The organism is Hyalangium minutum (assembly GCF_000737315.1).
GTDB classification, from domain to species: Bacteria; Myxococcota; Myxococcia; order Myxococcales; family Myxococcaceae; genus Hyalangium; species Hyalangium minutum.
Genome location: NZ_JMCB01000002.1, coordinates 420,424 through 444,280, shown reverse-complemented (window position 1 = coordinate 444,280; position 23,857 = coordinate 420,424). Strand labels below are relative to the sequence as shown.

Annotated in this window: 21 protein-coding genes; 4 read left to right on the top strand and 17 right to left on the bottom strand. The window is 67.0% G+C overall.

Annotation, left to right across the window (positions count from 1 at the left end; genetic code table 11):
- Window positions 1-87 precede the first annotated feature (87 nt).
- Window positions 88-1,101 carry a DUF6607 family protein gene (locus tag DB31_RS05535; RefSeq protein WP_052419737.1) on the top strand — a complete coding sequence of 338 codons (1,014 nt, stop codon included), beginning with the start codon at window positions 88-90 and terminating at the stop codon, window positions 1,099-1,101.
- Here the strand turns inward: DB31_RS05535 and DB31_RS05530 are convergent.
- Both DB31_RS05530 and DB31_RS05525 read right to left on the bottom strand, forming a co-directional pair.
- Window positions 1,080-2,549, bottom strand: a complete 1,470-nt coding sequence (locus DB31_RS05530; RefSeq protein WP_205628468.1) for an MXAN_6640 family putative metalloprotease — start codon at window positions 2,547-2,549, stop codon at window positions 1,080-1,082. The two genes, DB31_RS05535 and DB31_RS05530, sit on opposite strands and share 22 nt — an antisense overlap.
- Complete coding sequence (locus DB31_RS05525; RefSeq protein WP_240486540.1) at window positions 2,546-3,304, bottom strand: HmuY family protein; 759 nt, start codon at window positions 3,302-3,304, stop codon at window positions 2,546-2,548. The genes DB31_RS05530 and DB31_RS05525 overlap by 4 nt, the downstream gene beginning before the upstream one ends.
- A gap of 202 nt (window positions 3,305-3,506) precedes the next feature.
- On the opposite strand from DB31_RS05525, the gene DB31_RS46325 reads away from it, so the two are divergent.
- Window positions 3,507-4,778: a phospholipase D-like domain-containing protein gene (locus DB31_RS46325; RefSeq protein WP_083968031.1), complete on the top strand. Its 1,272-nt coding sequence runs from the start codon at window positions 3,507-3,509 to the stop codon at window positions 4,776-4,778.
- 60 nt (window positions 4,779-4,838) lie between these two features.
- On the opposite strand, the gene DB31_RS51495 is transcribed toward DB31_RS46325, so the two are convergent.
- The 8 genes from DB31_RS51495 to DB31_RS05480 all read right to left on the bottom strand — a co-directional run bounded on the left by DB31_RS51495 (window position 4,839) and on the right by DB31_RS05480 (window position 12,694).
- Window positions 4,839-5,033, bottom strand: coding sequence for a YjzC family protein (locus tag DB31_RS51495; protein ID WP_044183261.1), 195 nt, complete (start codon window positions 5,031-5,033; stop codon window positions 4,839-4,841).
- A 78-nt stretch (window positions 5,034-5,111) separates the two neighbouring features.
- Window positions 5,112-5,789: a DUF7002 family protein gene (locus tag DB31_RS05510; protein ID WP_240486539.1), complete on the bottom strand. Its 678-nt coding sequence runs from the start codon at window positions 5,787-5,789 to the stop codon at window positions 5,112-5,114.
- Window positions 5,786-7,420 (bottom strand): adenylosuccinate synthetase, encoded by a 1,635-nt coding sequence (locus tag DB31_RS05505; protein ID WP_044183258.1) that lies wholly within the window; start codon window positions 7,418-7,420, stop codon window positions 5,786-5,788. The genes DB31_RS05510 and DB31_RS05505 overlap by 4 nt, the downstream gene beginning before the upstream one ends.
- A gap of 112 nt (window positions 7,421-7,532) precedes the next feature.
- On the bottom strand, window positions 7,533-9,794 hold the full coding sequence (locus tag DB31_RS05500) for an ATP-binding protein (protein ID WP_157231840.1): 2,262 nt from the start codon (window positions 9,792-9,794) through the stop codon (window positions 7,533-7,535).
- 15 nt (window positions 9,795-9,809) lie between these two features.
- The gene (locus DB31_RS05495; RefSeq protein WP_044183255.1) at window positions 9,810-10,991 is read right to left on the bottom strand and encodes a hypothetical protein; all 1,182 of its coding nucleotides are present in this window, start codon (window positions 10,989-10,991) and stop codon (window positions 9,810-9,812) included.
- Window positions 10,991-11,725 (bottom strand): ImmA/IrrE family metallo-endopeptidase, encoded by a 735-nt coding sequence (locus DB31_RS05490; protein ID WP_044183252.1) that lies wholly within the window; start codon window positions 11,723-11,725, stop codon window positions 10,991-10,993. The genes DB31_RS05495 and DB31_RS05490 overlap by 1 nt, the downstream gene beginning before the upstream one ends.
- Window positions 11,722-12,099 (bottom strand): hypothetical protein, encoded by a 378-nt coding sequence (locus DB31_RS05485; RefSeq protein ID WP_044183249.1) that lies wholly within the window; start codon window positions 12,097-12,099, stop codon window positions 11,722-11,724. The genes DB31_RS05490 and DB31_RS05485 overlap by 4 nt, the downstream gene beginning before the upstream one ends.
- Window positions 12,086-12,694 (bottom strand): RNA polymerase sigma factor, encoded by a 609-nt coding sequence (locus tag DB31_RS05480; protein ID WP_169787010.1) that lies wholly within the window; start codon window positions 12,692-12,694, stop codon window positions 12,086-12,088. Before DB31_RS05480 ends, DB31_RS05485 begins: the two co-directional genes overlap by 14 nt.
- Window positions 12,695-12,967: 273 nt before the next feature.
- On the opposite strand from DB31_RS05480, the gene DB31_RS05475 reads away from it, so the two are divergent.
- The gene (locus tag DB31_RS05475) at window positions 12,968-13,771 is read left to right on the top strand and encodes a GNAT family N-acetyltransferase (RefSeq protein WP_044183243.1); all 804 of its coding nucleotides are present in this window, start codon (window positions 12,968-12,970) and stop codon (window positions 13,769-13,771) included.
- Between the two features lie 91 nt (window positions 13,772-13,862).
- Entirely contained in the window at window positions 13,863-14,573 is a 711-nt protein-coding gene (locus DB31_RS05470; protein ID WP_044183240.1) for an iron-containing redox enzyme family protein, read from the top strand.
- Between the two features lie 108 nt (window positions 14,574-14,681).
- Here DB31_RS05470 and DB31_RS05465 read toward each other — a convergent pair whose 3' ends face one another.
- The 7 genes from DB31_RS05465 to DB31_RS05435 form a co-directional block, all read right to left on the bottom strand.
- Complete coding sequence (locus DB31_RS05465; RefSeq protein WP_044183238.1) at window positions 14,682-15,740, bottom strand: helix-turn-helix transcriptional regulator; 1,059 nt, start codon at window positions 15,738-15,740, stop codon at window positions 14,682-14,684.
- A 207-nt stretch (window positions 15,741-15,947) separates the two neighbouring features.
- On the bottom strand, window positions 15,948-16,508 hold the full coding sequence (locus DB31_RS05460) for an RNA polymerase sigma factor (RefSeq protein WP_044183235.1): 561 nt from the start codon (window positions 16,506-16,508) through the stop codon (window positions 15,948-15,950).
- A gap of 20 nt (window positions 16,509-16,528) precedes the next feature.
- On the bottom strand, window positions 16,529-17,647 hold the full coding sequence (locus DB31_RS44535; protein ID WP_052419734.1) for a cupredoxin domain-containing protein: 1,119 nt from the start codon (window positions 17,645-17,647) through the stop codon (window positions 16,529-16,531).
- A gap of 35 nt (window positions 17,648-17,682) precedes the next feature.
- A complete protein-coding gene (locus DB31_RS05450; protein ID WP_044183233.1) occupies window positions 17,683-20,850 on the bottom strand; it encodes an efflux RND transporter permease subunit in 3,168 nt (1,055 codons plus the stop codon).
- Entirely contained in the window at window positions 20,851-22,008 is a 1,158-nt protein-coding gene (locus tag DB31_RS05445) for an efflux RND transporter periplasmic adaptor subunit (RefSeq protein ID WP_083968028.1), read from the bottom strand.
- A complete protein-coding gene (locus DB31_RS05440; protein WP_044183228.1) occupies window positions 22,005-22,559 on the bottom strand; it encodes a FixH family protein in 555 nt (184 codons plus the stop codon). The genes DB31_RS05445 and DB31_RS05440 overlap by 4 nt, the downstream gene beginning before the upstream one ends.
- Window positions 22,556-23,782, bottom strand: a complete 1,227-nt coding sequence (locus DB31_RS05435) for a TolC family protein (RefSeq protein ID WP_276203606.1) — start codon at window positions 23,780-23,782, stop codon at window positions 22,556-22,558. The genes DB31_RS05440 and DB31_RS05435 overlap by 4 nt, the downstream gene beginning before the upstream one ends.
- Window positions 23,783-23,857: the final 75 nt, after the last annotated feature.

Here is a 23,857-nt window from a genome sequence, read left to right as displayed (position 1 = left end):
GACAGCTCACACCTTCAACACCGGCTTCCCATCTCAACCGGAGGGCATCCCATGACGTTCCACACAACGGAGCCACGGAGGAGCCCTGTGCCGCGCTGGGCCCTGCTCACACTGACCCTGGCCTGCGCGCCTCGGAGCATCTCCCCCACGGTCCAGGTGGAAGCGCCGGCGGCAGAGGGGTGTGATCCGGAGCGCGACAGGGCCGCGATTCTTCGCATGGCGGGAAGCTACCGGGTGGAGTTCGCCTTTGAAGAGACGGTGAGCCTCAGCGAGGGCTACACGCCGCGGGCTCCCTACCGCACCACGGGGACGGAGTGGGTGGGGGTGGTGGAGGACACGCCGGGGCGCGTGTCGCTCCAGCACATCCTGGTGGTGACGAAAGACGGACAGCCAGCGCCCCTCAAGCACTGGCGCCAGGACTGGACGTTCGAGGACACCGAGTTGCTCGAGTTTCGCGGCCGCCAGTCATGGGAGCACCATGCGCTGTCCCCGGCGGAGGCCCGGTGTACGTGGAGCCAAGCCGTGTTCGAGGTCGACGATGGGCCTCGGTATGAGGGCTCGGGGCGCTGGACCCATGCTCGCGGAGTGTCCTCCTGGCAGTCCGGCGAGACATGGCGCCCCTTGCCGCGCCGCGAGTACACGAAGCGGAGCGACTACGACGTCCTGACTGGCACCAACCGGCACGCCTTGACGCCCACGGGCTGGGTGCACGAGCAGGACAGCCTGAAGGTGGTGCTCGGCCCGGTGCCGCATGCGCTGGTACGGGAGCGGGGACTCAACGTCTACACCCGGCTGCCGGAGGCCCAGAGCCTGCCCGAGGCGAGCGCCTACTGGACGGACACGCAGGGCTTCTGGAGCGAGGTGCGCCAGGAGTGGCACGCCCTCTTCCAGGCCCATCCCCACCTCACGATGAGAGAGAACGCCGAGGGGCGGAGGCGCTCGGAGGAGCTCTTCGCGCTCGCGGAGACCTACCGGCAGCGCCAGCGCGAGGGAAAGCCCGAATCGGCCGCCAACATGCGCGCGCAGATCCGGGCAACCCTCGAGCGCTTCGTGGAGCGGGGCGTGAGCGCCACGGCCTCTCAGCGCGAAGCTTCGAGGTGAGACCGCTTCCGGAGGGGGCGGTACCCGCCAGCGGCCAGCACCAGCCAGGACAGCCACCACGTCCATCCGCCGGGGGCTGACTGGCAGCCCGTGTCCTTGTCCTCGCCATCGGAGGGAGCGTCCCCGCCGCAAGGCGAGCCGGTGGCGGTGTCCGTGATGCAGAGCCGCCCGTACCGCCCCAGCCCTTGGTGGCGCCCATCCACGACCGCCACCAGCACGCGGGAGGCACCCTGCGCGGACACCTGGGCGAGCAGAGCCCCTGGACTGTCCGCCCGGGTCACCTGGAGCGTGCCGTCCTGGCCCACCACTGCCACCAGGAGGTGGAGCGCCCCTGTCTCCGCATCATCCGTGGGCTGGAAGCTCACGGAGATGTTCTGTGCTCCCGCCACCTCGAAGTATCGCGTCGAGGCAGGAGCCACCCGCACCGAGGGCTCATCCACTGGGAAGGTCTTGGAGGAGGAGGTGAGCTCGGCATAGCCCTCGCCGCGCGCGTACCCCTGGCCCGGCCGGGCATGTGAACCGGTGGCCATGTTCCACTGGGCAAACTCCGCGAAGGCACGGTCGAAGTCCGCGCCCGAATCGCGGCGCAGCACGGTATCCACCAGCGCCGGCCAGCGCACGCTGGGGGTGCGGACGCTCTCCTCCCACATCGACAGGATGAGCCGGTCTCCGAAGCGCTCGCTCAAGAACTGAAAGTAGAGCGAGGAGCCGTAGGAGAAGCTGCCCGGCCCGTCGGGATCCACGACCAGGCTGCGATCCGGCCGATCGAGGTACGCGGAGGAGAACTGCTCCAGATCCTCCAAGGCCGGGGCGAAGCGCTCCGTCGCCCAGACCGCGGTGCCCTCCACCGCCACGCTCCCGAGGTTGGGGTGGTAGGCGGCCTGCACGGCATGGAAGAACTCATGGCTGGCCAGCGTGTCCACCGCCTCCTCATAGGAGCGGTAGCTGTACCCGGTGAAGTCATTCTCCTGGAGCATGTGCCCCGAGCACTGGCTCTCCGCGCCCTGGCAACCATCTGTCCGGAACGCCCCGTCCGCACGCCCGGCGAAGTCCAACAGGTAGACATCGAAGAGCCCGTCTCCGCCGAAGTCTCCCGGCAGCCAGGAGTCCTCGGGCGGAGGCAGGTAGCCCAGCCCCGCGTAGAAGGCCGCGACCCGATCGTAGGTCCGAGCCACGATGTCGACCGCATCCGGGATGCCATTGCCATCGGCATCCGCAGCCTTCACCGCATTGGGCCCGCTGCGCGTGAAGTGGATGCGGAAATGCGCCCCAGGGGACACCACGGACTCCACCTGCTCGGTGGCCTCGAAGCGCGGCAGGCTCGAGGACGGAGAGGTCGGCCGGCTCTCCGCCAACAACGCGGCCTGTGAGCGGTCATGTGGCTCGGGCGCTGAGTGGCCCGGGCCACACCCGGCGAAGGCGAGGACCGCCAGCGCCGCCCACCTCACGGGAGGAAGGCCCACTTGACCCGGAACTGCGCCGCGCCGCTCGGCTGGGTCGCGCTCCCCGTCTGGTTGCACGTCTCCTGGACCGAGGGCTCGTAGTAGCTCGTCACCTGCACCTTGACGTGGCGGCTGTCGGCCAGACGCAGCACGAAGACGTTGCCCGTCATGACCAGACAGCTCTCGTAGGACCAGTAGCTGCCCATCACCGCGGCCGGCGCGCCGATGCCGGTGTCGTCCTCGACGAGCTCGCAGGTCTCCGTGAAGTAGTTCTCCGTGCGGAACTGCCACGCGGGGTCCACCCGGGTCACCGAGTCAAAGGTCGTGCCCACCGGGGCCTGCGCCACGGAGACGCAGGAGGGCCCCGAGACGCCGCTGTTCACCCGGATGACGAAGCGGCGGAAGGCAATGTCCCAGTCCGTCGACGCCAGTGCCGCCTGATCATCCACCGACACCCGGGTCAGCCCCTGCTCGGTGAAGCTGACGTAGGTATAGGACTGCGTGGGCGTGAGCCCGCCCGCGCGAGCATCCACATAGGTATGGAACTGGCCGGAGGTGGTTCCCTCCTCGCGAATCTCTCCCGTGGACACGGTGGTGAGCAGGTCGAGCTGGTCGATGCTCTGCTCGGTGCACCGCACGGCGCTGGCCTCACACTTCGGTGCGGGCTCGGGCTCGTCGTCCGTGCCGCAGCCTGCCCACAGCGGCACCATCGACATCATCATCATCGCCCATACCCATCGGGCTCGGGTCTCGCGATTCATCGGTCTCACTTCGGTGGAGGAGTTCATGGCCACAGTCCTGTCCAGGGGGCGTGTGCAGAGAGAGGAAGACTTCGGGCCGCGACCCTATTTGATAATGGTTCTCATTTTCAATATCGAAAGTCACCGGCTCCTGGAGCACTTGATTTATCATTATCTCCGTGATTCTGGCTTTCTCGGGTTGTCGAGCCCCTGGAGGGAGCAGATGCGTTCGCGGACAAACATTGAGGCGGTTCTGCAGGCACTGGCAGTGGCTCTCAGCGCGGCGGCGCTCACCGCCTGCGCGCCTCGCTCTCCCGAGGAAGAAGAGCTCCTGGGCGAGGAGACCGGCGTCGTTCAGGCGGGGATCAGCTCCGCGACGGGGACGGTGGGCGGCAAGCGGGTCTGGGCACACTTCAGCAACCCGCCCGCGTTCTCGGGCCGGGACTACACCATCACGGACGAGCTGAAGCGGCTCATCCACAGCACGCCCGCGGGTGGCACCATCCGGGGCGCCATTCACTCCATCAGCATTGATGGCGTGGCGGATGCGCTGCTGGCGGCGCAGACGCGGGGCGTCTCTGTGTCCCTGGTGCTGGATGGGAAGAACGCAGCCTCCACGGATCCGGCGGTGGCGACCCTCAAGAAGATCGCCAACGCGAAGTTCTGCACCAACGCGAGTGGTGGCGGGGGCTGCATCGGCACGAGCAGCGCCGGCAATATGCACACGAAGATGTTCACGTTCAGCCAGGCGACGGATCCCAGCGGGGTGCTCTACCCGAACGTGTCCTGGTTCGGCTCATCGAACCTGACGTACGCGAGCGGACCGGATGCGTCCAACAACGCCATCACCGTGTATGACGCCGTCACGCTGTACGACGGGCTCAACGCCCACTTCTCGGACATGTGGAACCGGCGGCACTACGCCAACAATGACTACTACGACTCGGCGAGCGGCCGGGGCTACTACCTGTCCAACCCTGCGGACGTCTACGCCTCGCCCGAGGCCGTGGGCCAGACGGACACCATCGTCACGCGGCTGAACGACGTCACGCCGGACGCGAACTGCCGCCTGCGCATTGGCATGGCGTTCGTCACCACGGGGCGCCCGGAGCTACTCAACCAGGTGCTGCGCTACCGCAACGGGGGCTGCGCGGTGTGGATGGTGGTGAGCGGGAACTCGACCGACGGCATCGACATGGCGCAGTCGGTCTACAACTCGCTGCTGGATGCGGGGGTGAACATCCGCCGGCACGACAAGGTGCACGACAAGTTCTTCCTCGTGTACGGCAAGTACGGCTCCGCGTACCAGTACCGGGTGTACACGGGCTCGCAGAACTGGTCCCAGGACGCGCTCAACGAGAACGAGGAGATCTTCGTCAAGTTGGCGGGCGAGACCGGGACGACGCACCCGCTCTATGACGGGTACTACGCCCACTTCAACGACTCGTATAACTCCGGCGTCACCTGCACGAAGTCCAACTACCCCTGCCGGTAGCGCTTAGATGCGAGCGTCAGAGCTCACAGGCTCCGACGCTCGCCATCACGTCTACGTCACCTAGGTAAGCCTCCACCAAGCTGCCCTGTTCTGAGACTTGATGGGAGGGAACGTGTCCCCCTTGTCGAGAGGAATGTTCCGCTCATTGATTGTCGGAAGGGGGGTCTGCGGATTGTCCACGTACCGAACGAACGCGTAGTTGCCTTTGGTCTCGCACTTCTCACCCGTCTTGAACTCCTGTACTCCGGTCGCCATTGACGTCTCCTGGGTTGCTTCAGGACACAAATTAGAGACCCGAGGCAGAGACGCATATCCCCCGTTCGGGGGTGTGACTCACCTGGCCTTGAACAACAGCGTGTCTGGCTTCCCCCCCGCGTACTCCTCGACTCGCAGCACGAAGTCCCTGATGTCGGGCACGGAATAGGTGACGGTCAGTTCGACCACCGGATCCCGGCGCTTGCGCCTCTGGTCCCAAGAAGAGAACGGGTATCGCACCATCGGCAGGAAGGTGTCCGGTCCACGAGGCCATGCAGATGGCTTCGTCGCTCCACTGTTGAGTGGGGACAGCATGACGCGCGCCTCATGGCGAGCCAGCAGCCGCGCGGTGTCTAGCGTCAGCACCGTCTGCCGCTTGTTCCGGTACGCTCGGGCATTGAGAAGCTTCGTGAGCCGCTCGTGGGTGACCCAGAAGAACACCCGGGCATTGAGCAGTTGGTACCAATCCGTTGGAGACAGTCCGCCGCTCAGACTCCGCAGCAGCCCTGCATCATCCATGGGTTTCTGGTCTCGCACGACCGCAGTCCCGTGCCGGGGGTGATAGAGCGTGACAGACTCGGGCCGATGCCGTGCTTCCAAGGCCACCCGCTGCTCGCCCCTCACCTCGAAGAGGTCCAGGAGCGCCGAGGTGCTCAGCAGCCCATGGCGCTGGATGCTCGGCCAGCTCCCTGCCTCCGCCATGTGAAAGAGGAGGGGAAAGCGTTCGGAGAAGTCGTCCGCGCGAATCCCGCTCACCACGCCCTCCTGTCGAGGATGTTCTGAAAACCAAAGCCCGTGGACAGGATCGACACCGGGGCCTGGGCGACCCGCTCGATGCCTTCAATGAGGTGGTGCACCTCTGGGGTCAATTGCTCGAAGCGCCGGGCGGACCTGTTGCTCGCGGCGAGATAGTCCACGAAGGTCAGCACCACGTCCGTGGGGGCATTGAGCGCGGCAGCCTTGCGCAGCAGGCTCCAATCGAACTCGGAGACTCGCCGCTGCCGCTTCGTCGTCGAGGTACGCTCCTGCGTCAGCAGCTCCTCCAGAGGCAAGCCCGAGCGCTGGGCAATCTCATCCCAGGAAAGTTCTCTGCTCATGGGGCCCGAGGTGCCATCCCCTCCATCGGGGTTCTGCACCCGAATGGGATAAGTGCGGCATACCAGAAGCGTCTTACGCACCCGGCCTGGAGCAATGCCGGCCTCCGCCAGACACCCGCTCGCCGTCGTGTCCCGCGAGGTCACATACGGATAATCCCCATGGTGCAAGCTCAAACCCGCCCCCTGGGTCCCCTCGACGAGGATTTTACCGCCACCCGCATAGGTGTCCTCCAGCACCTCTCGCGTAGGGGAGAGAAAGGGCCTCAGCTCTTCAAGCTCCTTCGCAAGCCGGACCTGCGGCTTCGCCGCCGTGCGCAGCACCTTGCGCGCCGTCGCCATCCCCACACCTTGTGCCGTCGACGCAATTTGCTTCCGCAAGGACTCTTCCTCGAACGCGACGTCCGAGGGTTCGATGACGAGCGCTTGGGGATCGATGAAGAGCCTCCCCGGCTCGATCCGGCAGTCAGCGATCTCTTGCTGAAGAGACGTCAGCGAGAGAGTGGCTCCAGGCCCCAGCGCCACCCGCGCGCGAGGCGCCGCCCGTGTCCCCGACGGAAGCTGGTGGAAGGTATAAGGCCCCAGCTCCTCGTACACGCGATGTCCGGCATTGGGCCCCCCCACGCGCACCAAGACGTCGTATTCCGGCGCGAGATAGGAGGCGATCTGCCCCTTGCCCTCGCTTCCATACTGGCCTCCGACCAACACGTCGACGAGCCGCTCCACGTCTCGGCCAAACAGCCCGAGCAGGCATGCGACCTGGACCAGCACCGCCTCGGGGGGATGCCGGTGTGTGTTCAGCGCCAGGTCCGCGAACTCCGCGAGCGTCTCCACTCCGCGCTCCGTGGCATCGGCGCGGGCCTCCTCGAACGAGGTGCCCTCGGAGTCGGACACCGCCCGCGAACGCCGTTGTTCGTATCGCGCCGCGAGTTCTTGCTCCGGCGCGGACAGGTGCACATGCACCACCCGGGACCCCAGGGCTCTTCGCAGCGCCTCGGCCTGGGATGCGATGCGGACAGAGTCCACGATGAGTAGACGGGGCGGTCCTTCCTGCCGCTGAAGGACTTCCTTCACGCTGTCCGCCACCCAGCGCCCACCCGTCTCGCGGTCCAGCGCCGCACCGGCCTCCTGGAGCGTGCGCCGGTCCCCACTGCGTTCTCCCATGCGCGCGAGCAACAGCTCCCGAGAGCTGACACGATGTGCTCCATGGCGCTCGACGAGTCCTTGGGCAAGCGTGCTCTTGCCTGCTCCAATCGGACCCGAGATGACAAGAACCCGCTCTCCCTTCGACATTCGAGCCTCCTAGTGACAAACAAGCTAGGAAAGGCGTCATCGAGGGCATACCCCCCTTTCGGGGGATCTCCTCAGGGCACCCGCGCGAATGTGTCCAAGCGGTCTCGCGGTCTCAATCCACGAGCAACCGCTTCACGGGAGCGGGATCCACGGTGATCATCAGAGGCCGCTTGAAGGAACTGAACGAGGCGATGGCCTGCCCGGGAGCCAGCCGGGGGACGCGGCCCCAGAGGCTCTCGTCGATCCCACCCACGGACTTCTGCATCCGGGAGATGACGGTGCTGTCGGTCATCTTGTGGATGATGAAGTTGTTGAGCAGGCCGAGCACCTCGTTGGGCAGGTGCTGGGGCAACTGGGTGACGAAGACGAGCCCCAACCAGCGCTTGCGTCCGCGCTTGGCGATGCGAGCGACCTGCTCGAAGAGCACCGGCATCTGCGCGATGCGGCTGGCCGAGAGGAACTCGTGGGCCTCTTCGATGATGATGAGGGCCGGGTCGACGGGGTGGTTCTGTTCCTGGGCCCGCTGGTAGCGCTCCTCCTGCCGCTCCTGGAGCCCCCGGAGGATGTCGGCGATGACGAGATTGTTGAGCTGGGGCGAGTCTGTGTCCGACAGATCGATCACCGACACCCGCCCCGGGGTCAGCATGGAGTCGTAATCCACGCCTCGTGCATGCCCCACGTCGAAGATTTTGAGGCGCCGCAGGCGCAGGAGCCTGCCAAACAAGGCCTTCCAGCTCACCTCGCTCCGGCTGCTCTGCTCATGCACGCGGCGGAAGACCAGGTGCAGGTGCTCCTTGAACTCGCTGAAGAGCCGAGGCCCTTGGGAGGGTGCCGACTCAACGGCCCCCTCCTCGATGTTCTCGCCGGGCACCGGGGCCTGCCGGGAGGATCCTTTGGTCTTGGTCTTGCTCTCAGCCCTTCCCTCACTGCTCAGGACGTAGATGTACGTGCTCACGACATCCAAGAGGTGCTCGAGAGTCATGCGCGGATAGCCCGTGGAGAGCTCATCGAGTTCCATCAACTGCTGCTGCTCTTCGGGAGTCTTCGGGAAGATCTTCAGATCCTCCAACAGCAGCTTGGTGACCTCGTAGGCCTTGTGGAAGCGCTCCTGCTGCGCGTCCGTCATCTCGAGAATCTCCGCGATGGCATGGGGTGAGAGGCTCGAGAAGCTCAACGCGAAGGGATGCCGGTGCTTATGACGGCGGTTGCGGGTGTCACGGCCTATCAGGTGATGGATGTGCAGATCCTTCACCCCCTCGGGCCGCTGCTTCCTGCGCTGGAGTGCCGCGAGCATCGTCGGCTCGTCGGTGGCCTGGTCCACATGGGTGTATTCACCTTCCACATCGAAGACGATGGTGGCGACTCCAGCGGACTGGGCCCGGTGGATGAGCGTCGCGACGGTGGTGGACTTGCCACCGCCGGTGGTCCCGATGATGCCCGTATGGCGGGGCAGGATGGACTTGTCCAGGGCGTCGATGCGCGCCTCCATCTGCTTGTAGCCCACGACCATTCCAAGACACAGTTCTCCCTTCATCCCCAGGACGTGCTCGCTCTCTTCGTCATCCAGCAGGAAGACGGGGCTCTTGGGGCGCGGGCGGTGGCCGGGGGGAAGCACCTTGCCGTCGTTCTCCTCGCCAAGGATCTCGATCTCGGCCCGGCCGTGGTAATCAAAGGTAAAGGAGAGCTTCTTGCCCTGGACGACCACGCCCACGGCGATGTTGGAGTTGGCGGCCACGGCATCCGGCTCGGAGAAGGGGCCGCGGACGACCACGCCCAGGTAGGAGCGCTTGTCTTCCAGGGACTTCACCCGCACGAGTGTCTGCGAGGGCAACTTGTGCAGATCAGCCCGCGTCATCAGCACGGTGATGAGGTTGTCCTGGCTCGACGCGGTGTCGAAATGAGTGAACCCCACTGCGTTCTCGAGCTCGGGGTTCAGTTCCGCCGCTGCCGCATTCGCCTGGGAGCGCAGCTCGGTGAACGCATGGGCTTCCGCCTCAGGAAGCCTCTGGAGAACCTCTTTGGGGCTGCCGTCGGGCCGCGGAGGCTGCTGGGCCCGGACTCCTGCCGGTTGTGCGGGACGTGGGGACTCGCTCCGAGGTGCGCTCGCGGCCGGAGAAGGTACGGGCTTGCCCGGAGTGGCAGTCTCCCGAACAGGGGGCCGAGGTGCCTGGCGTGTGCCAGCGGCCGGAAGGGTCGTCGCCTCAGGCGGCCGACCTTGCCCCATGGCTCCTACCGCGGCTCCCAGACGCACAGGCCTTTCAGGCAGGCCCCCTCCAGCGGAGCGAGGAACCTCTCGGGGATCTCCCCCCACCGCTCGCGAGGGACTGTTGCCCTGGGATACCCCCGATAACTTCGGCAAATTCTCATCCGCCATGTCTTCCATCTCCCGCTACCGCCAGTGCCGCTCGTTGAAGTACTCGTACTTGCCACCCGCGCGCGTGTAGGCGTCCTGGACAAGCCCTTGGAAGGAGTCCGTGCCAAACACGCCCCTGCAGGAGGAATCCGCGACTTCGAGCAGCATGGGAAAACCTCGTTTGGGGTGGATGAGACTGTCCGCCATCACGATGTGTGCCGCGACGTGCACGTGCTCCCGGTGCGCGAAGAAGAGAGAAGGGGGCGCGTGTTCGGAGGACCGGAAGAGACCAATGAGGATGTCCCTGCAATACTTCCTCACGAACTCGAGCGCCTTGTCCCTGAGCTGCTCATCGGGATAGCTCCACCGCTCGACGAAGTAGGCACTGTCGGACTCGAGCGTCTGGATGATGGCGTATTCACCGGCCCGAAGAGCGTGTCCGAGCGTCAGGTAACCTCGCTCTTCCAGGGCATGAGGGACGAACACGAACTTCTTGTGCCCTCCAATGAGCCTGCTCAGCATCTCGAGCGAGGCCATCAGCAGGCGGGGATAGCCTGAACCGGAGAGCAATTCCTGGGAGCAGGGATTGCCCTGGCCGATGCGCCACTCCGCCTGGGCCTTGTCCAGGAGGATGGCCCGCTCGGCGTAGTCCCGAAGTCCCCGGCGCGCGAGCTTGGACAGCATGTCGCGGCGCCCCATCCCGGAGCGCTCGTGCCGCTCGCGAATGCACTCCATGGCGGCTTGGACTGGATTCTCGTCCTCCGTGGACAGTTCCTTGCGGAAGAGCCGCTGGGAGAACGTTCCAGACGTGCCGTTATAGCCAACGACGGCGACACCCAGCTGGGTGATTCCCAGGGGCAAGCTGTCATGAGAGGCGACAACGCTGGTCACGGCCTCGACCCGTCCCGGGAACAACAACGCCTCGAACACTGTCCGCAGCCGCTCCTCACTGGCCGGATAGACACCCGCCACGTCGAGCTTGGAGTACTCCTTGAGCTTGCGAAGAACCTCGGTGCGGACAGTCTTCTGGATGCTCTCCTCGGCTGTCGCCGAATGGGAGATCTGGGACCGGATGTCGGCAACCAGCTTCTCGACGTCCAGTCCCGTCGACCAGTTGTTGAGATCCAGCGTGGACCCCAAGTCCTCCTTGAAGCTCGACCGGTAGTCATCATCTCCAATGAAGCGGTCCGGTCCCCCTGCGCCACTACGAGCCACCATCAGTCACGCTCCTCATCATTCGTTACGCACGTCAGGAAGGGACGCCGGGAAGGCCGCTCCCTCAGCAGCCACCACGCGTAGGTTCGCGCTTCCTTCACTGGCAGCCCGAAGCGGGAGACGAGGTGGGCCTCCAGTTCCTCCCGCCCCGCGCGGTTGAGCAGTGGCAGAAGCTCCTGCCGAGGCGCCAACAACTCGAAGGCCAGGCGATCCGCGCGCTGCTCCAGCTCCATCACCTGGCCCGTGCGGGGCTTTCCCTTGTCGTTGCGGTCCATGAAGTTGGCCTGGGTGCGGTAGGGAATGCGCTCCAACACGGAGAACAGTTGTTCAGAGACCGTGGGCTCCCGTTCACCGTTCAGCACCGGGCGGATTCTCCCGTCCGTCGCATGCAGAGCCCGGCGCAGGGGTTGGAGGTGGTCGAGGACGAAATGGGCCACTTCATGCGCCAGCGTGAAGCGCTGCTCGTTCGGCAGGTCCGTGCTGTTCAGGAAGAGCACTCCCACACCCGCATGGGCCACCGTGAACCCATGCTTGAGGTCATTCGTCCCCGCGAGCCCTCCGTGCGCGCGCTTGTGAGACACCAGCCACTCCAGCCCCTTCCGGGGAGTGAGGCCCGGCAGGGGCACCACGGTGAGCGGCAACACCAGGGGAATGTCCTCGGCCAGGTCCCTGGGAAACACGGTGGAGGCAGGCAGGCCGCAGTCCTTCACGGCTTCTTCCAGCCAGCCTCCACTCATGAGTTCGTCTCGTCATCGCTGGAGTGGTCTCGCGCCGCCAGCAGGTAGGAGGCATCACGCGCGGTAGTCCCTCCCTCCTTGTCCGCAGGAAGAAGATCCAACACCTCGACCCGCCTGAGCACCGCCGCGAGCCGGCGAGGATCCACTGCGAAACGCTTCTCAAACATCCGCAGGTGTTCGGCGAAGCGATCCGGCTCGGGACGCCGGCACAAGGAGAGCTCATCGAGCACCTTCATGCTGCAGCCCAGCATCGCGGCAAGCTCCTCGGCGGACTTGCCTTCATGCTTCCGGTATTGCGCGAAGACATAGGCCAGCGACGCGGGGTCCTCCGCGCTGCGTTCAGCCGCGGCCTTGAGCCAGTCAGGGGTCGTCATCTGGATCCTCCTTCCGAAACCAACGCTCCAGCAACTTCATGATGCGGTCCTGGTGCCGCTTCACCTCCAATTTCCTGTCCTCTTTGGACATTGGGGGCAACCGCAACACCTTCGCCTTCTCCTCGGTTGAGCTTTCCCCCATCAGGAAAAGCCGGAGGATGGCCTGATCCCGCTCGTTCAGAATTCCCCCTTTTTCTAGCAAATCCACGAGCTGACGTACCCTCACGTAGGTCTCCATCCTCTCCACGGGATCGTTCGGAGTCCTCAGCAAGAGTTCGACATCGCCCTGCTTTTTATTTCGTTGGGCCTGTGCCTGGACGGAGCGCCACCGGTCCACCGCCTTATTTTTGGCCAACACCATAAGGTATGTGAACGGGTGCACCTTCTTGGGATCGTAGCGCTCCGGCGCCTTGCGGTAGGCCAAGACCGCCTCGAGGGCGGCATCGCGGGCAATATCGACGTCGTAGCCAAGCCCCTCCAGCTTCTTCGCGAGCCGCTCCATGTACATGGGGAAGACGTCGAAGTAGGCCAACGGATCGCGCTCCAGGAGCCGTTGGTGCAAGACCATTTCCTCTTCCGCTGATGGATTGCGCATCCCCTCTCCTCGCCAGGACTGGTCGCCCATGCAGTCAATGCATCTCACCCGGTTCTTCGGTGCAGCGCGGTGGAGTTCGACAGAACCTCACGGGTGATGTTCAAGGGTGGAGCATTCGGGAGATCGACGCCTCTACCCTGTTAGGGGGGTTGACAAACACTACCCGTCCCGTCCTATCCGCCCGAAAAACTGAAGGCCTCGGCGAACTCGAGCCTCTGGCCACGAACATTTTCCTGAAGGCACGGCACGACGCCGGGCCGTCAGGAGGCGTTCATGACAACACTGACTTGCCACATCGCCACCACCCAGCAGCAGCTCGATGATGCGCTGCGCGTGCGCTGGGAGGTCTTCGGTACGGAATTGGAACTGCTCAAGCGCCCGGCCTATGCGGTGCCCCGGGAGAACAATGGCTTCGACACGCTGGCGACCACCGCCCACGTCATCGTCTACGCGGATGGCGTGCCCGTGGCCACCACCCGCCTGTTGCTGCCCAACCCCGAGGTGGCCCGCGCCACCGGAGGCCGGCTGGGCATTGATCTGGAGAGCAAGGTGGACCTGTCGGACCTGGAGGGTCCGGGCAGGGTGTTCGCCGAGACCACCCGCTTCTGCATCCTCAAGGACTGGCGCCACTCCGCGGTCCTCATGTGGCTGTACGCCGGGCTCCATCAGGAGAGCCGCCGCCGGGGAGTGACGCACTGGATCGCCTCCGCGAACACGGAGACGGACTCGGCCGAGGACGCGCGCATCCTCTTCCAAGTGGCGGCCCACCAGGGCCTGCTGAGCCCCCAGTGGCGTGCGCGGACGCTCGCCTACCCCAAGCCCCCGGAGGCACCGGCCGCGCCCATCTACACCCCAGAGGAGAGGGAGCGCGCTCGACAGGGACAGTTCGAAGGACTGTGCCTCCCCCGGGTGTTGTCGCTCTTCTCCGGCAAGCTGGGGGCGCGTTTCATCGCCGAGCCTCTCTACGACGCGTGCTTCCGCCGCTTCTCCCTGCCACTCGTCGCGGCGCTCCATGATGTTCCCGCCAGCACGCGGAAGTTCTTCGACAAGCTGACCGCCCGCACCTCGCGCAGCTGAACCGCGCCGCTGGCTTCCGAATCACCCTTTCCCACCCACTTCACATCCACACCCACGGTCCCCCATCCCGGGGCCCGAACAGGAGACGTCCATGAACTCGCACACCGAATCCCCCTTCATGATGAATTGGCCCACCGCCCTGGAGCACGAAGCGCGCACGCTGCTCGAGGAGTTGGACGCGCACCCCGAGGCGCGGCGGCTCTTCGATGGCAGCATTGGCAAGGACCGCTACGTCCACTACCTGATCCAGACGTATCACTACGCGCGGTGGACCACTCCGCTGTTGGCCGAGGCGGGCCGGCGCATGAAGCGCCTGGGCCTGCACCCCCAATTGGGGGACCTGCTCCTGCAGAAGTCCAACGAGGAGCGCGGGCATGAGCGCTGGCTGCTGGCGGACCTGAAGAACCTGGGTTGGCCGGCCGAGCGCGTCGAGCGGCAGGTGCCCACCCCCGCAGTCACTGCCTATGTCGCCTGGAACCGCTTCACCTCGCGCTGCGGACGGCCCGAGGCGTTCCTGGGCACGGCCTACGTGCTGGAGTACCTGTCCGTGCACCGCGCCAGCCAGTCGGTGAAGCGGATGCTCGCGGCCAACACCATTCCCAACATCCGCAAGGCCGTCACCTTCTTGAAGGCGCACGGCACCGCGGATGAGAGGCATGTGGAGGAACTGACGTCACTGCTAAGTCCCCTGACGAACGAGGAGGAGCAGGCCGCGCTGCTGCTGTCCGCACGCACCACCCGGGTCCTCTACCTGGGCCTCTTCACGGAAGGGGCACCCGAGAACGCGTCGCATCCCTCTTAAGGGGACGGATGTCCCGTCCCGCTTCCGGCGTCGCTCCCCGCACACACCGCGTCGGAGGGCGCCGGGGCGGGTCCTTCTGGAAAGGGCTTGCTCCGGCGCCGAAGTGTCTCAGGACCGCAAGGCCAGGGCGATGAGTCCGGCCCGGCCCGATACCTTCAATCTCTTGTAGGCCGACTGGACGTGGTCCTTCGCCGTGTCCTCGGTGATACCGAGCTTGTCGGCGATCTCTTTGTCTGCCAGGCCCTGAACAACGAGGGCAGCCGCCTCGAACTGTCTGGGCGTCAGTATTTGCCGCCACTTTTCGGGTACCACATGGACCTCCTTCAGCCGTAACTCCCAGAGGCTGCGGCCATTGATGCTCGGCAGTCTGGTGAAGCACACCTCCAAGGTGCTCAGCCCCCGCTTCTCCCTCCATGAGTCCGCTGGGAGATTGAGAGGGACGCTCCCCGTCATGAGCGCGTCCATCCGATCTCTCCAGGCCCGAGGGATTCCCCCCTCGTCCCGGTCAGATCGCGAGGGGAACCAGTTTTCAAGCAACGATCTGACAGCTCCTATTCGGAAGACCTCCCGCCGCTGGGCATCCACCACGATGGTATGCGTTCCATGCTGGTCAAGCAGCTCTTCCAGGAGCTGGTTGTGAGAGGACAGCGCACCGAATCGAGCGAAGTTCACGAACGCCCCCGATAGGGCGGGGGTGAGCCTTTGCAGCAAACGCCGACTCTCCTCAGGGAAAGGTTTGTCTCGATCGGTGTACAGCGCGACGGCACCACTGCCCAGCTGGCCCTCGGGAGCCAGCAAAACCGCGAGGACATGCCTCAAGCCCAAATGCGACTCGCGGCTGCGCCGATACGTCTCTGTCTCCTCAAGCTTCCGACCCCGAAGCATTTCCGTGTCGCTCGACGCGATGTTGGGATGTTGCGAGAGCCAACGGAAGACGAAGTCGTTCTGGTACCACTGGTAATAGCTCTGAAGGAAATGTCCCGTCGTGCTCGCCTTCCAATCGAACAATGTGGGCAGGTCCGGATGCATCCGGCAGAACGCCACATGGTCTGCTTGAAAGAGCTTCGCTAGGAGGGACTCCGTACGCGCCTGTAACTGCGCGAGGTCTTGAGATTCGAGCAGCCCGCTCGCCAAATCGAGGACCTTCTGCTCCAGCACCCGGCTCATGGTCTCGGCTCCTCCAATTGCCCGAGGCGTAGACCGCCTACGGCTCGCCCAACCTGGGAGGATACCGCGCAATGCTTTACAGACGGAAGGCCCCAGGTCGCACCGCCCTACCCACGCAGGGGAACGTGCCTGGTCGCTCAGTGCACATGCGTCGTCTCGACTGGCGGTCCTCGCGGTGAGTGAGCCCTCGTCTACCTCAACAAACTCCTAGCAGCGCCGTTGGCAGGAGCAGTCGAGGCAGCCGTGGGTGGCGCAGGTGCCGCAGCTCTTCTCTAGCTGCCGCTTGAGCGCCTGACGCGCCCGGTGGAGCCTCACTCCGGCGTTGTTCGGGGTGATGCCCACCGCCGCCGCGGCCTCCGGCACGCTGCGCTCCTCCAGCTCCACCTGACGCAGCAGCTCCGAGTACTCGGGCTTCAGGGTGGGGAGCAGCTCGCCCACGCAGGCGCAGACGGCCTGTTTCAGCTCCGGATCCGGTCCCACCTCGGTGGCCTCGCGCGCCTCGTGCTCCAGAGCACGGCCCTCGGCGGCCTGCTTGCGGTAGTGGTCCACCAGCGCGTTACGCAGCAGCCGGTAGAACCACGCCACCGCCCGCTCCTCGTCTCGTAGCGCGCCGCTCTTTTCCAGCGACCGCACGAAGGCGCTCTGCAGCAGCTCCTCCGCCACCGCGCGGCTACCGACGCGGCGCTCCAGGAACGCGAGGAAGTGCCGGTGGTTGTCCACCAGCGCCTTCACCACCGGCTCACCGTCCTCTCGCTCGATGCGTTCCATGCTCGCGCCTCCGGCTCCCTTCAGTTCACCACGAGCTGGCCCTTCAACATCCCCATGCCGCACGTGAACGGGAAGGTGCCCGTCTTGTCCGGCGTGAACTCCACCACCGTCTCCGTCAGCCCCGGCAGCGCCTTTTTCACCCCGAAGTCCGGGATGACCAGCTCCTCCGAGCACCCACCCGTGTCCTTGCGAATGAAGCGCAGCCGGACCGGCACTCCCTTCTTCAGGCTCACCTCGCTCGGCTGGTAGCCGCCCGCCACGTTGATGGTCACCTCCTGCATCGCCTCCGGAGCGGCCCTCCCCTCCGACTTGATCGGAGCCGAGGCGGCCGCCGCCCGCGCATCCTTCGGCGTCAGCAGGAAGGTGATGAAGTATTCCGGGTCTCCCGGCATCGGCAGACGCACCGTCGTCTCGCGCTCCTGATCCGATGGCGACAGCTTCGCCGTCAGGAACTGGCCTCCGGGCTCCGGCGTGAGCGGCACGCTCTGGCCCCCAGCGTTCACCGTCCCCTTCATCCCCTCGAGCGGCACCGGCTTGCGGAAGGCATCCGTCACCCATACACGCACCTCTCCCGAGCGCTGCGAGAGCACCTCGAGGTGCAGCTCTCCGCTCATCGCCACCATGCCGCCCTGCAGCGGCGTGTGGTCGTGCGCCTTCATGCCCTCGGCCCCCGCAGCGGCGTGGCCTTTCGCCTCCAGGTGCGCGTTGAAGCGGAGCGTCTCTGGCTTCCCGCCCTGCACCACCGTCACCACCATGGCCAGGTGCTCGTCCGTGTGGGCTGGTCCTTCCCCCACCAGGTGGTCTCCCTCGGGAGCGAGCACGACATTGGGATAGCCCGCCTTGGCCACCTTGATGGAACCACTGGCGCCCTCGACCGGGCGCACCTTCATGTCGTCATCGAGCAGGTACACGCGGTACTTCCCATCCCGCGAGGCCACCAGTTCTACATGCCCCCGTGAAGAGGACTCCACCAAGCCGCCGTGGGGAGACGCATGTTCGTGCGGCTCGTTCTCATGCGCCTGCTTCGCCGAGGCCGAAGCCGTGGTAGGCGGTGGCGCACCAGCGCCCGGAGCTTCCGTCTTCTTGTCACATGCGGCCACCAGCCCCGCGATCAGCAGCCACCCCATCCAGTGCTTCATGTGCCTCTCCCAAACATTCCTACCCATGACTTCCCTCATGCACGGCCCGGCAGCTGGCTCTCCGAGGGAGGAGCCAACGCCAGCCCCTCCTCCTCGCGCGCCGCCTGCTTGCGCGCCAGGTACCGCTCCAGGGCCGGACGGCCGAATCGAAAGAACACCGCCGGGGTGACGACCATGTCCAAGAGGGTCGAGCTGACGAGCCCTCCCAGGATGACCACCGCCACAGGGTGCAGCAGCTCCTTGCCTGGCTCGCCCGCCGCCAGCGCCAGCGGCACCAGCGCCAGCCCTGCAGTCAGTGCTGTCATCATCACCGGCACCAGCCGCTCCAGCGAGCCGCGCACCACCAACTCCGGGCTGAAGCGCTCCCCCTCCACCTCCACCAGATGGAGGTAGTGCGAGATCATCATGATGGTGTTCCGGCTCGCGATGCCGCACAGGGTGATGAAGCCCACCAGCGTCGCCACCGAGAGCGTGCGGTCCGTGAGCAGCACCGCCGCCACGCTGCCCACCAGCGCCAGCGGGATGTTGAGCATCACCTGCAGCACCAGCCGCACCGAGCGGAAGTGCGAGTACAGCACCCCGAACATCCCCACCAGCGACACCAGCGACAGCAGCGCGATGAGGCGCGTGGCCGACTGCTGGCTCTCGAACTGGCCCTCGTAGGCAATCGACGCACCCACGGGCAGCTTCACGCGGTCGGCGACGCGGGCGCGTACCTCCTCCACCGCACTGCCCAGATCTCTCCCCGCGACGTTGGCCATCACCACCACGCGCCGCTGCAGGTGGTCGTGGTTGATCAGGTTGGGACCCCGCGCCTCCACCACCTCCGCCACCGCCGACACCGGCACCCGCGCCCCCGAGGGCGTATCCACCAACGCCCGCCGGAACGTCTCCGCGCTGGCCCGCGCCGTGTCGTCGTAGCGCACGAGCACGTCGAAGGTCCGCTGCCCCTCCAGCACCTGTCCCACCACCACGCCGTTGAAGGCCTTCTCGAGCTGCTCGGCCATGGCGCCCGGCTGCACGCCCAGCCGCGCCGCCTCCTCGCGCTTCAGGCGGACCTGGAGCTGCGGAATCAGCGTCTGCTGCTCCACCTGGAGGTCTACGATGCCGGGTACCTCGGCCATCACCTGCCGCACCTCCTCCGCCTTGGCGCGCAGCGCATCCAGGTCCTGTCCGAAGATCTTCACCGCCACCTGCGCGCGGATACCGGACAGCAGATGGTCCAGCCGGTGCGAGATGGGCTGCCCCACGGACACAGACACGCCCGGCAGCTGCGCGAGCCGGGCCCGCATGTCTCCTAGCACCTCGCCCCGGGGGCGGCCCCCGGCCTTGAAGTCCACGTCCAGCTCCGAGTAGTGGACACCTTCGGCGTGCTCGTCCTGCTCGGCCCGGCCCGTGCGCCGGCCCACCGTATGCACCTCGGGCACCGAGGCGATGAGGCGCTCGGCCAACAGCCCCAGCCGGTTGGACTCCTCCAGCGAAGTGCCCGGCGGCGCCAGCACGTTCACCGTCGCTGTGCCCTCGTTGAACTGCGGCAGGAAGCTGCGCCCGAGGAACGGCACTGTGGCCACCGCCGCCAGCACCAGCACCGCCGCACCCGCCATCACCGCGCCCGGGTGGGCCAGAGATACCTCGTAGAGCCTCCTCGCCCGCTGCTTCAGCGCTCGCACCACCGCGCTGTCCCCGTGCTCCAGGAAGCGCGCCTGGGGCAACAGGTACGCGCACAGCACCGGCGTCACCGTGAGCGACACCAGCAACGAGGCCAGGATGGACACGATGTAGGCCACGCCCAGCGGCGCGAAGAGCCGGCCTTCGATTCCGCCCATCGCGAACAGCGGAAGGAACACGAGCACCACGATGAGCGTGGCGAAGACGATGGAATTCCGCACCTCGGAGGATGCGCGGTAGACGACGCGCAGCGCGGGCTCGGGGTGCTCCTTCTGACGGTTCTCCTTGAGCCGCCGGTAGACGTTCTCCACGTCCACGATGGCGTCATCCACCAGCTCGCCGATGGCCACCGCCAGCCCGCCCAGCGTGAGCGTGTTGATGGAGAGCCCGAACGCCTTCATCACCAGCGCGGTGATGACGAACGACAACGGAATGGCCGTGAGCGTGATGGCCGTGGTGCGCACGTTCGCCAGGAACAAGAACAGCACCACCACCACCAGGATGGCTCCGTCCCTCAGCGCCTCCTCCACGTTGCCGATGGCGGACTCGATGAACGCGGCCTGCTCGAAGAGCGTCTCCACGTGCACGTCCTCGGGCAGGGTGCGCCGCAGCTCCGCCAGCGCCTCCTTCACCTTCTCGGTGAGCTCCAGCGTGCTCGCCCCCGGCTGCTTCTGCACCGCGAGGATGACCGCGGGCCGCCCGTTCATCCCTCCATCCCCGCGCTTCACCGCCGGGCCCGCCTTCACCTCGGCCACCTGCCTGAGCCGCACGGGCACTCCGTCCCGCACCGCCACCACCGTGTTCGCCAGGTCCTCCACAGAAGCACTGCGCGCCAGGTTGCGCACCAGGTACTCACGCCCTCCTTGCGTGACGAAGCCCCCCGTCGTGTTGCCCTGGGATAGCTGCGCGGCCTGCTCCACCTGCTCCAGCGTGAGCCCGAAGGCCAAGAGCTTCTCCGGATTCACCAGCACCTGGAACTGCTTCACCCCGCCGCCCATCACCGTCACCTGCGCCACGCCTGGAATGGTCAGCAGGCGCTGGCGGAGCACCCAGTCGGCCAGCGAGCGCAGCTCCAGTGGCGAGGAGTGGTCTCCCTCGCTCTGCACGCCCAGCAGGAGGATCTCCCCCATGATGGAGGAGACTGGCGCCAGCTGCGGCAGCGCGTCCCGGGGCAGCCCCTCGCGCGCCACCTGGAGGCGCTCGGCCACGAGCTGCCGGTCCAGGTAGATGTCCGTGCCCCAGTCGAACTCCACGTAGACGACCGAGAGCCCCACGCCCGACGAGGAGCGCACCCGCCGCACACCCGGTGCTCCGTTCATCGACACCTCGATGGGCCGGGTGACGAGCGCCTCCACCTCCTCCGGAGACAGGCCTCCTGCCTCCGTCATCACCGTCACCGTCGGACGGTTCAGGTCCGGGAACACGTCCACCGGCAGCCGCGTGACGGCCCAACCTCCATAGAGGAGCACCGCCACCGCCGCCAGGACGATGAACAGCCGGTGCCGCAACGAGAAGAGGATGATGCGGTCCAGCATCTATCGCCCTCCTCTCGTGGCCTGCAGCGTCCCCACGCCCCTCACCACCACGCGGTCGCCCTCTCGCACGCCCTGGCGCACCGCGCGCCACTCGCCGTCGCGCACGCCGAGCACCACCTCGCGCCGCTCGAACTGCTCGGGCCCCGTGTGGAGGAAGACGAAGCTGCGCCCCTCCTCCTCGATGACCGCCGCCTCGGGCACCGCGAGCGCCTGCTGACGCCCTCCCGCTCCGATGGCCACGTCCACGAACATGCCCGGGCGCAGACGGCCCTCGCGGTTGTCCAGCTCGAAGAGGACGCGGACGCTGCGCGTACCCTCGTCCACCACCTGGCCCACGTGGTACAGGCGCGCGGCGAAGTGCTGTCCTTCGTAGGCCGCGCTGTGCACGAGCGCCCCCGTGGCGGCCTCCACCCGCGCCACGTCGTTCTCGTAGACGCGCGCCTCCACCCAGACCACCGAGGCGTCCAGCACCGTGAAGAGCGGACGCGACGGATCCACCTGCTCGCCCACCGTGGCGCGCGCCTCCACGAGCACCCCGTCGATGGGCGCCGTCAGCGTGAAGCGCGTGGTGCCCTGCCCCTGGCGGGCTCCAGACAGCACCTCCCGCGCGGAGCGAGCCCGGTTCAGCTCCTGCTCGGCGGTGCGCACGGCGAGCTGGGCCTGCTGCACGTCCTTCTCCGCGACGACGCCCTGCAGGGACTCGAGCCGCGCCAGGTCCCTCCGGGCCTGCTCCAGGGCAGCCTGCGCGCGAGTGCTCTCGGCCTCGGCCTGGATGAGCCCGGTGGAAAGGCCCGTGGCCTCGGAGGCGGAGAGGCTCTGCTGGACGGTGGCGAGCACCTGGCCCTTCTTCACCTTCTGCCCCACGAGCGGCACGCCGCTCCCCGAGGCCATGACGATGCCCGGCACGGGCGAGGCCACCTGGGCATAGCGGTCCGTCCGGGGGATGACCTTGCCCGGAGCCACGAGCCGCGCCTCCACGGAGCGAGTCCGTACGCGCTCGGTACGGATCTCCAGCAGGAACTGGGTCTCCTTCGCGATGGAGATGCCGGGCCCGGCCACTCCCTGCTTCGAGGGAGGCGCCCCGTGGTCCTCTCCGCCATGGCCCCAGGCCACCGCCGCCACGAGCAGCACCCCCACTGCGTGCATCCATCGGCTCATGGCGCCGCCCTCCGCATCCTTCGAGCCCTCGCCCAGGAAATGAGCACCAGCACGCCCAGGCCCCCGAGCACCGCGCCCAGCTGCCACCCGCGCGACGTGGCACCACCGGGGTGGTCCGTGGACTCCTCGGGCTCCAGGTGCACCACGCCGAGCGCGAGCACGTCCACTGCCTCACCTCGGGTAACGGTGGCCACGGCCGCGAACTCGGCGCCCACGGGCAGCTCCGCCTCCGCCTGGTACACACCGGGCGATTCCATTTTCGGCTTCAGCGCCTGCACGGTCGGCCCGGTCAGCGTCAGCTCCACCTCGGCTCCCGACACCGGAGCGTTGGTGTCCGTCTCCGCGACGAGCACGCGCAGCGGTGTCTTCCCGCCCTCACCGTGCTCGGGGTGCTTGAGCACCACCTCGAAGACATCCCCGGTGGCCCCGAGCACATGGGTCTCGTCCGCTATGGAGCTCACGGGCTTCGAGGCGTCGCCATGGTCCTCGCCTCCGTGCGCGAAGGCCGGCGCGGCCAGCAGACAGAGCAGCACCGAGCACAGGCGTCTCATCGCGGCACCTCTCCCGTCGGCAGGCGGCCCGAGGCCTTCAGCAGCGCGGCACGGGCCCGAGCCAGCGCTGCGGTGGCATCGATGGCCTCCCCTCGCGCGGCGTAGGCTCGGTCTCTCGCGAGCAACACTGCATCCAGGCTCAGCTCTCCCGCCTCGTAGGCGCGCTGCACCAGCGTCAGGTTGCGCTCAATGCCTGGCAGCGCCGCGGTGAGCGCGGCCTCGGCAATCCGCGCTGCCTCATAACCCTCTCGTGCCGACACGCGCTCCGCCTCCACCTCGCGCTCGCGGCTCTGGCGCTCCGCATCACGGGCCGCTCGCCGGGCTCGCGCTTCGGCGAGCTCTCCCTGGTTGCGGTTCCACAGCGGCAGCGGCAGGGACAGGCGCGCCACGACCATCGAGGCCGTGTGCAAGTCCGGGCCCGTGGCGTGCTCCTCGGGCCGCCGCTCCTGCTCATAGCCGAGGCTCACGGTGGGATCGGGAATGCGCTCCCGGCGCAGCAGATCCACCTCCGCCCGAGCTGCCTCGGCCTCCGCGCGGGCCTCCTCTACCTCCGGCTGTGGCGCGGCCAGCACCTCGGGCAAGGTCACGGCGCTGGTCGTGACCATCAGCGGCGCCGTGGCCGCTCTCCCGAGGAGCCGGTTCAAGGAGGCCCGGGCAGAGACTTCCTCCGCACGCGCCTGGGCGGCCCGAGCCTCGGCCCGAGCCCGCTCCAGCGCCGCCGCGTTGCGCTCCAGTTCCGGAACATCTCCCGCCGCGAAGCGCTTCGCCGCAGCCTCCTCCAATGTCCGAGCCGCCGCGAGCGCCTCCTCCATCAGCTTCACGAGCGCCTCACGCCGCCCCCAGTCCGCCGCCGCATCCGCCGCCTCCCGGGCCACGCGCAGCTCCGCCGCCCGCCGCCGGGCTCGCGCCGCCGTGAGCGCCGCCTCCGCCCGCTCCACCCTCAAGCCCCGCTGCCCAGCCACCTGGAGCTGCTGGCTGATCGCGATCGCCATCCGCCGCTCCCCTACATCCTGGGTTACGGCATCGGTGCCGTACTCCACCTCGAGCTGGGGGTTGTTCTGCATCCACCGGGACTCCGCCGACAGCCCCTCCTCGGCGCCTGTCTCCTCGGCACGAGCGGCAGCCACCTTGGGGCTCTTCTCCAGCGCCTCTCCCACAAGGAGGTCCAGCGTCCAGACCGCTCCCTCGGTGGCAGGGACAGCGACTAGGAATATCGAGAGCATTGGGGCCACGGCAACCATGTACCCAAGCCCATCGCAAGCCGCGTACCAGTTTTCGCCCCGGTCATTTCAACGACT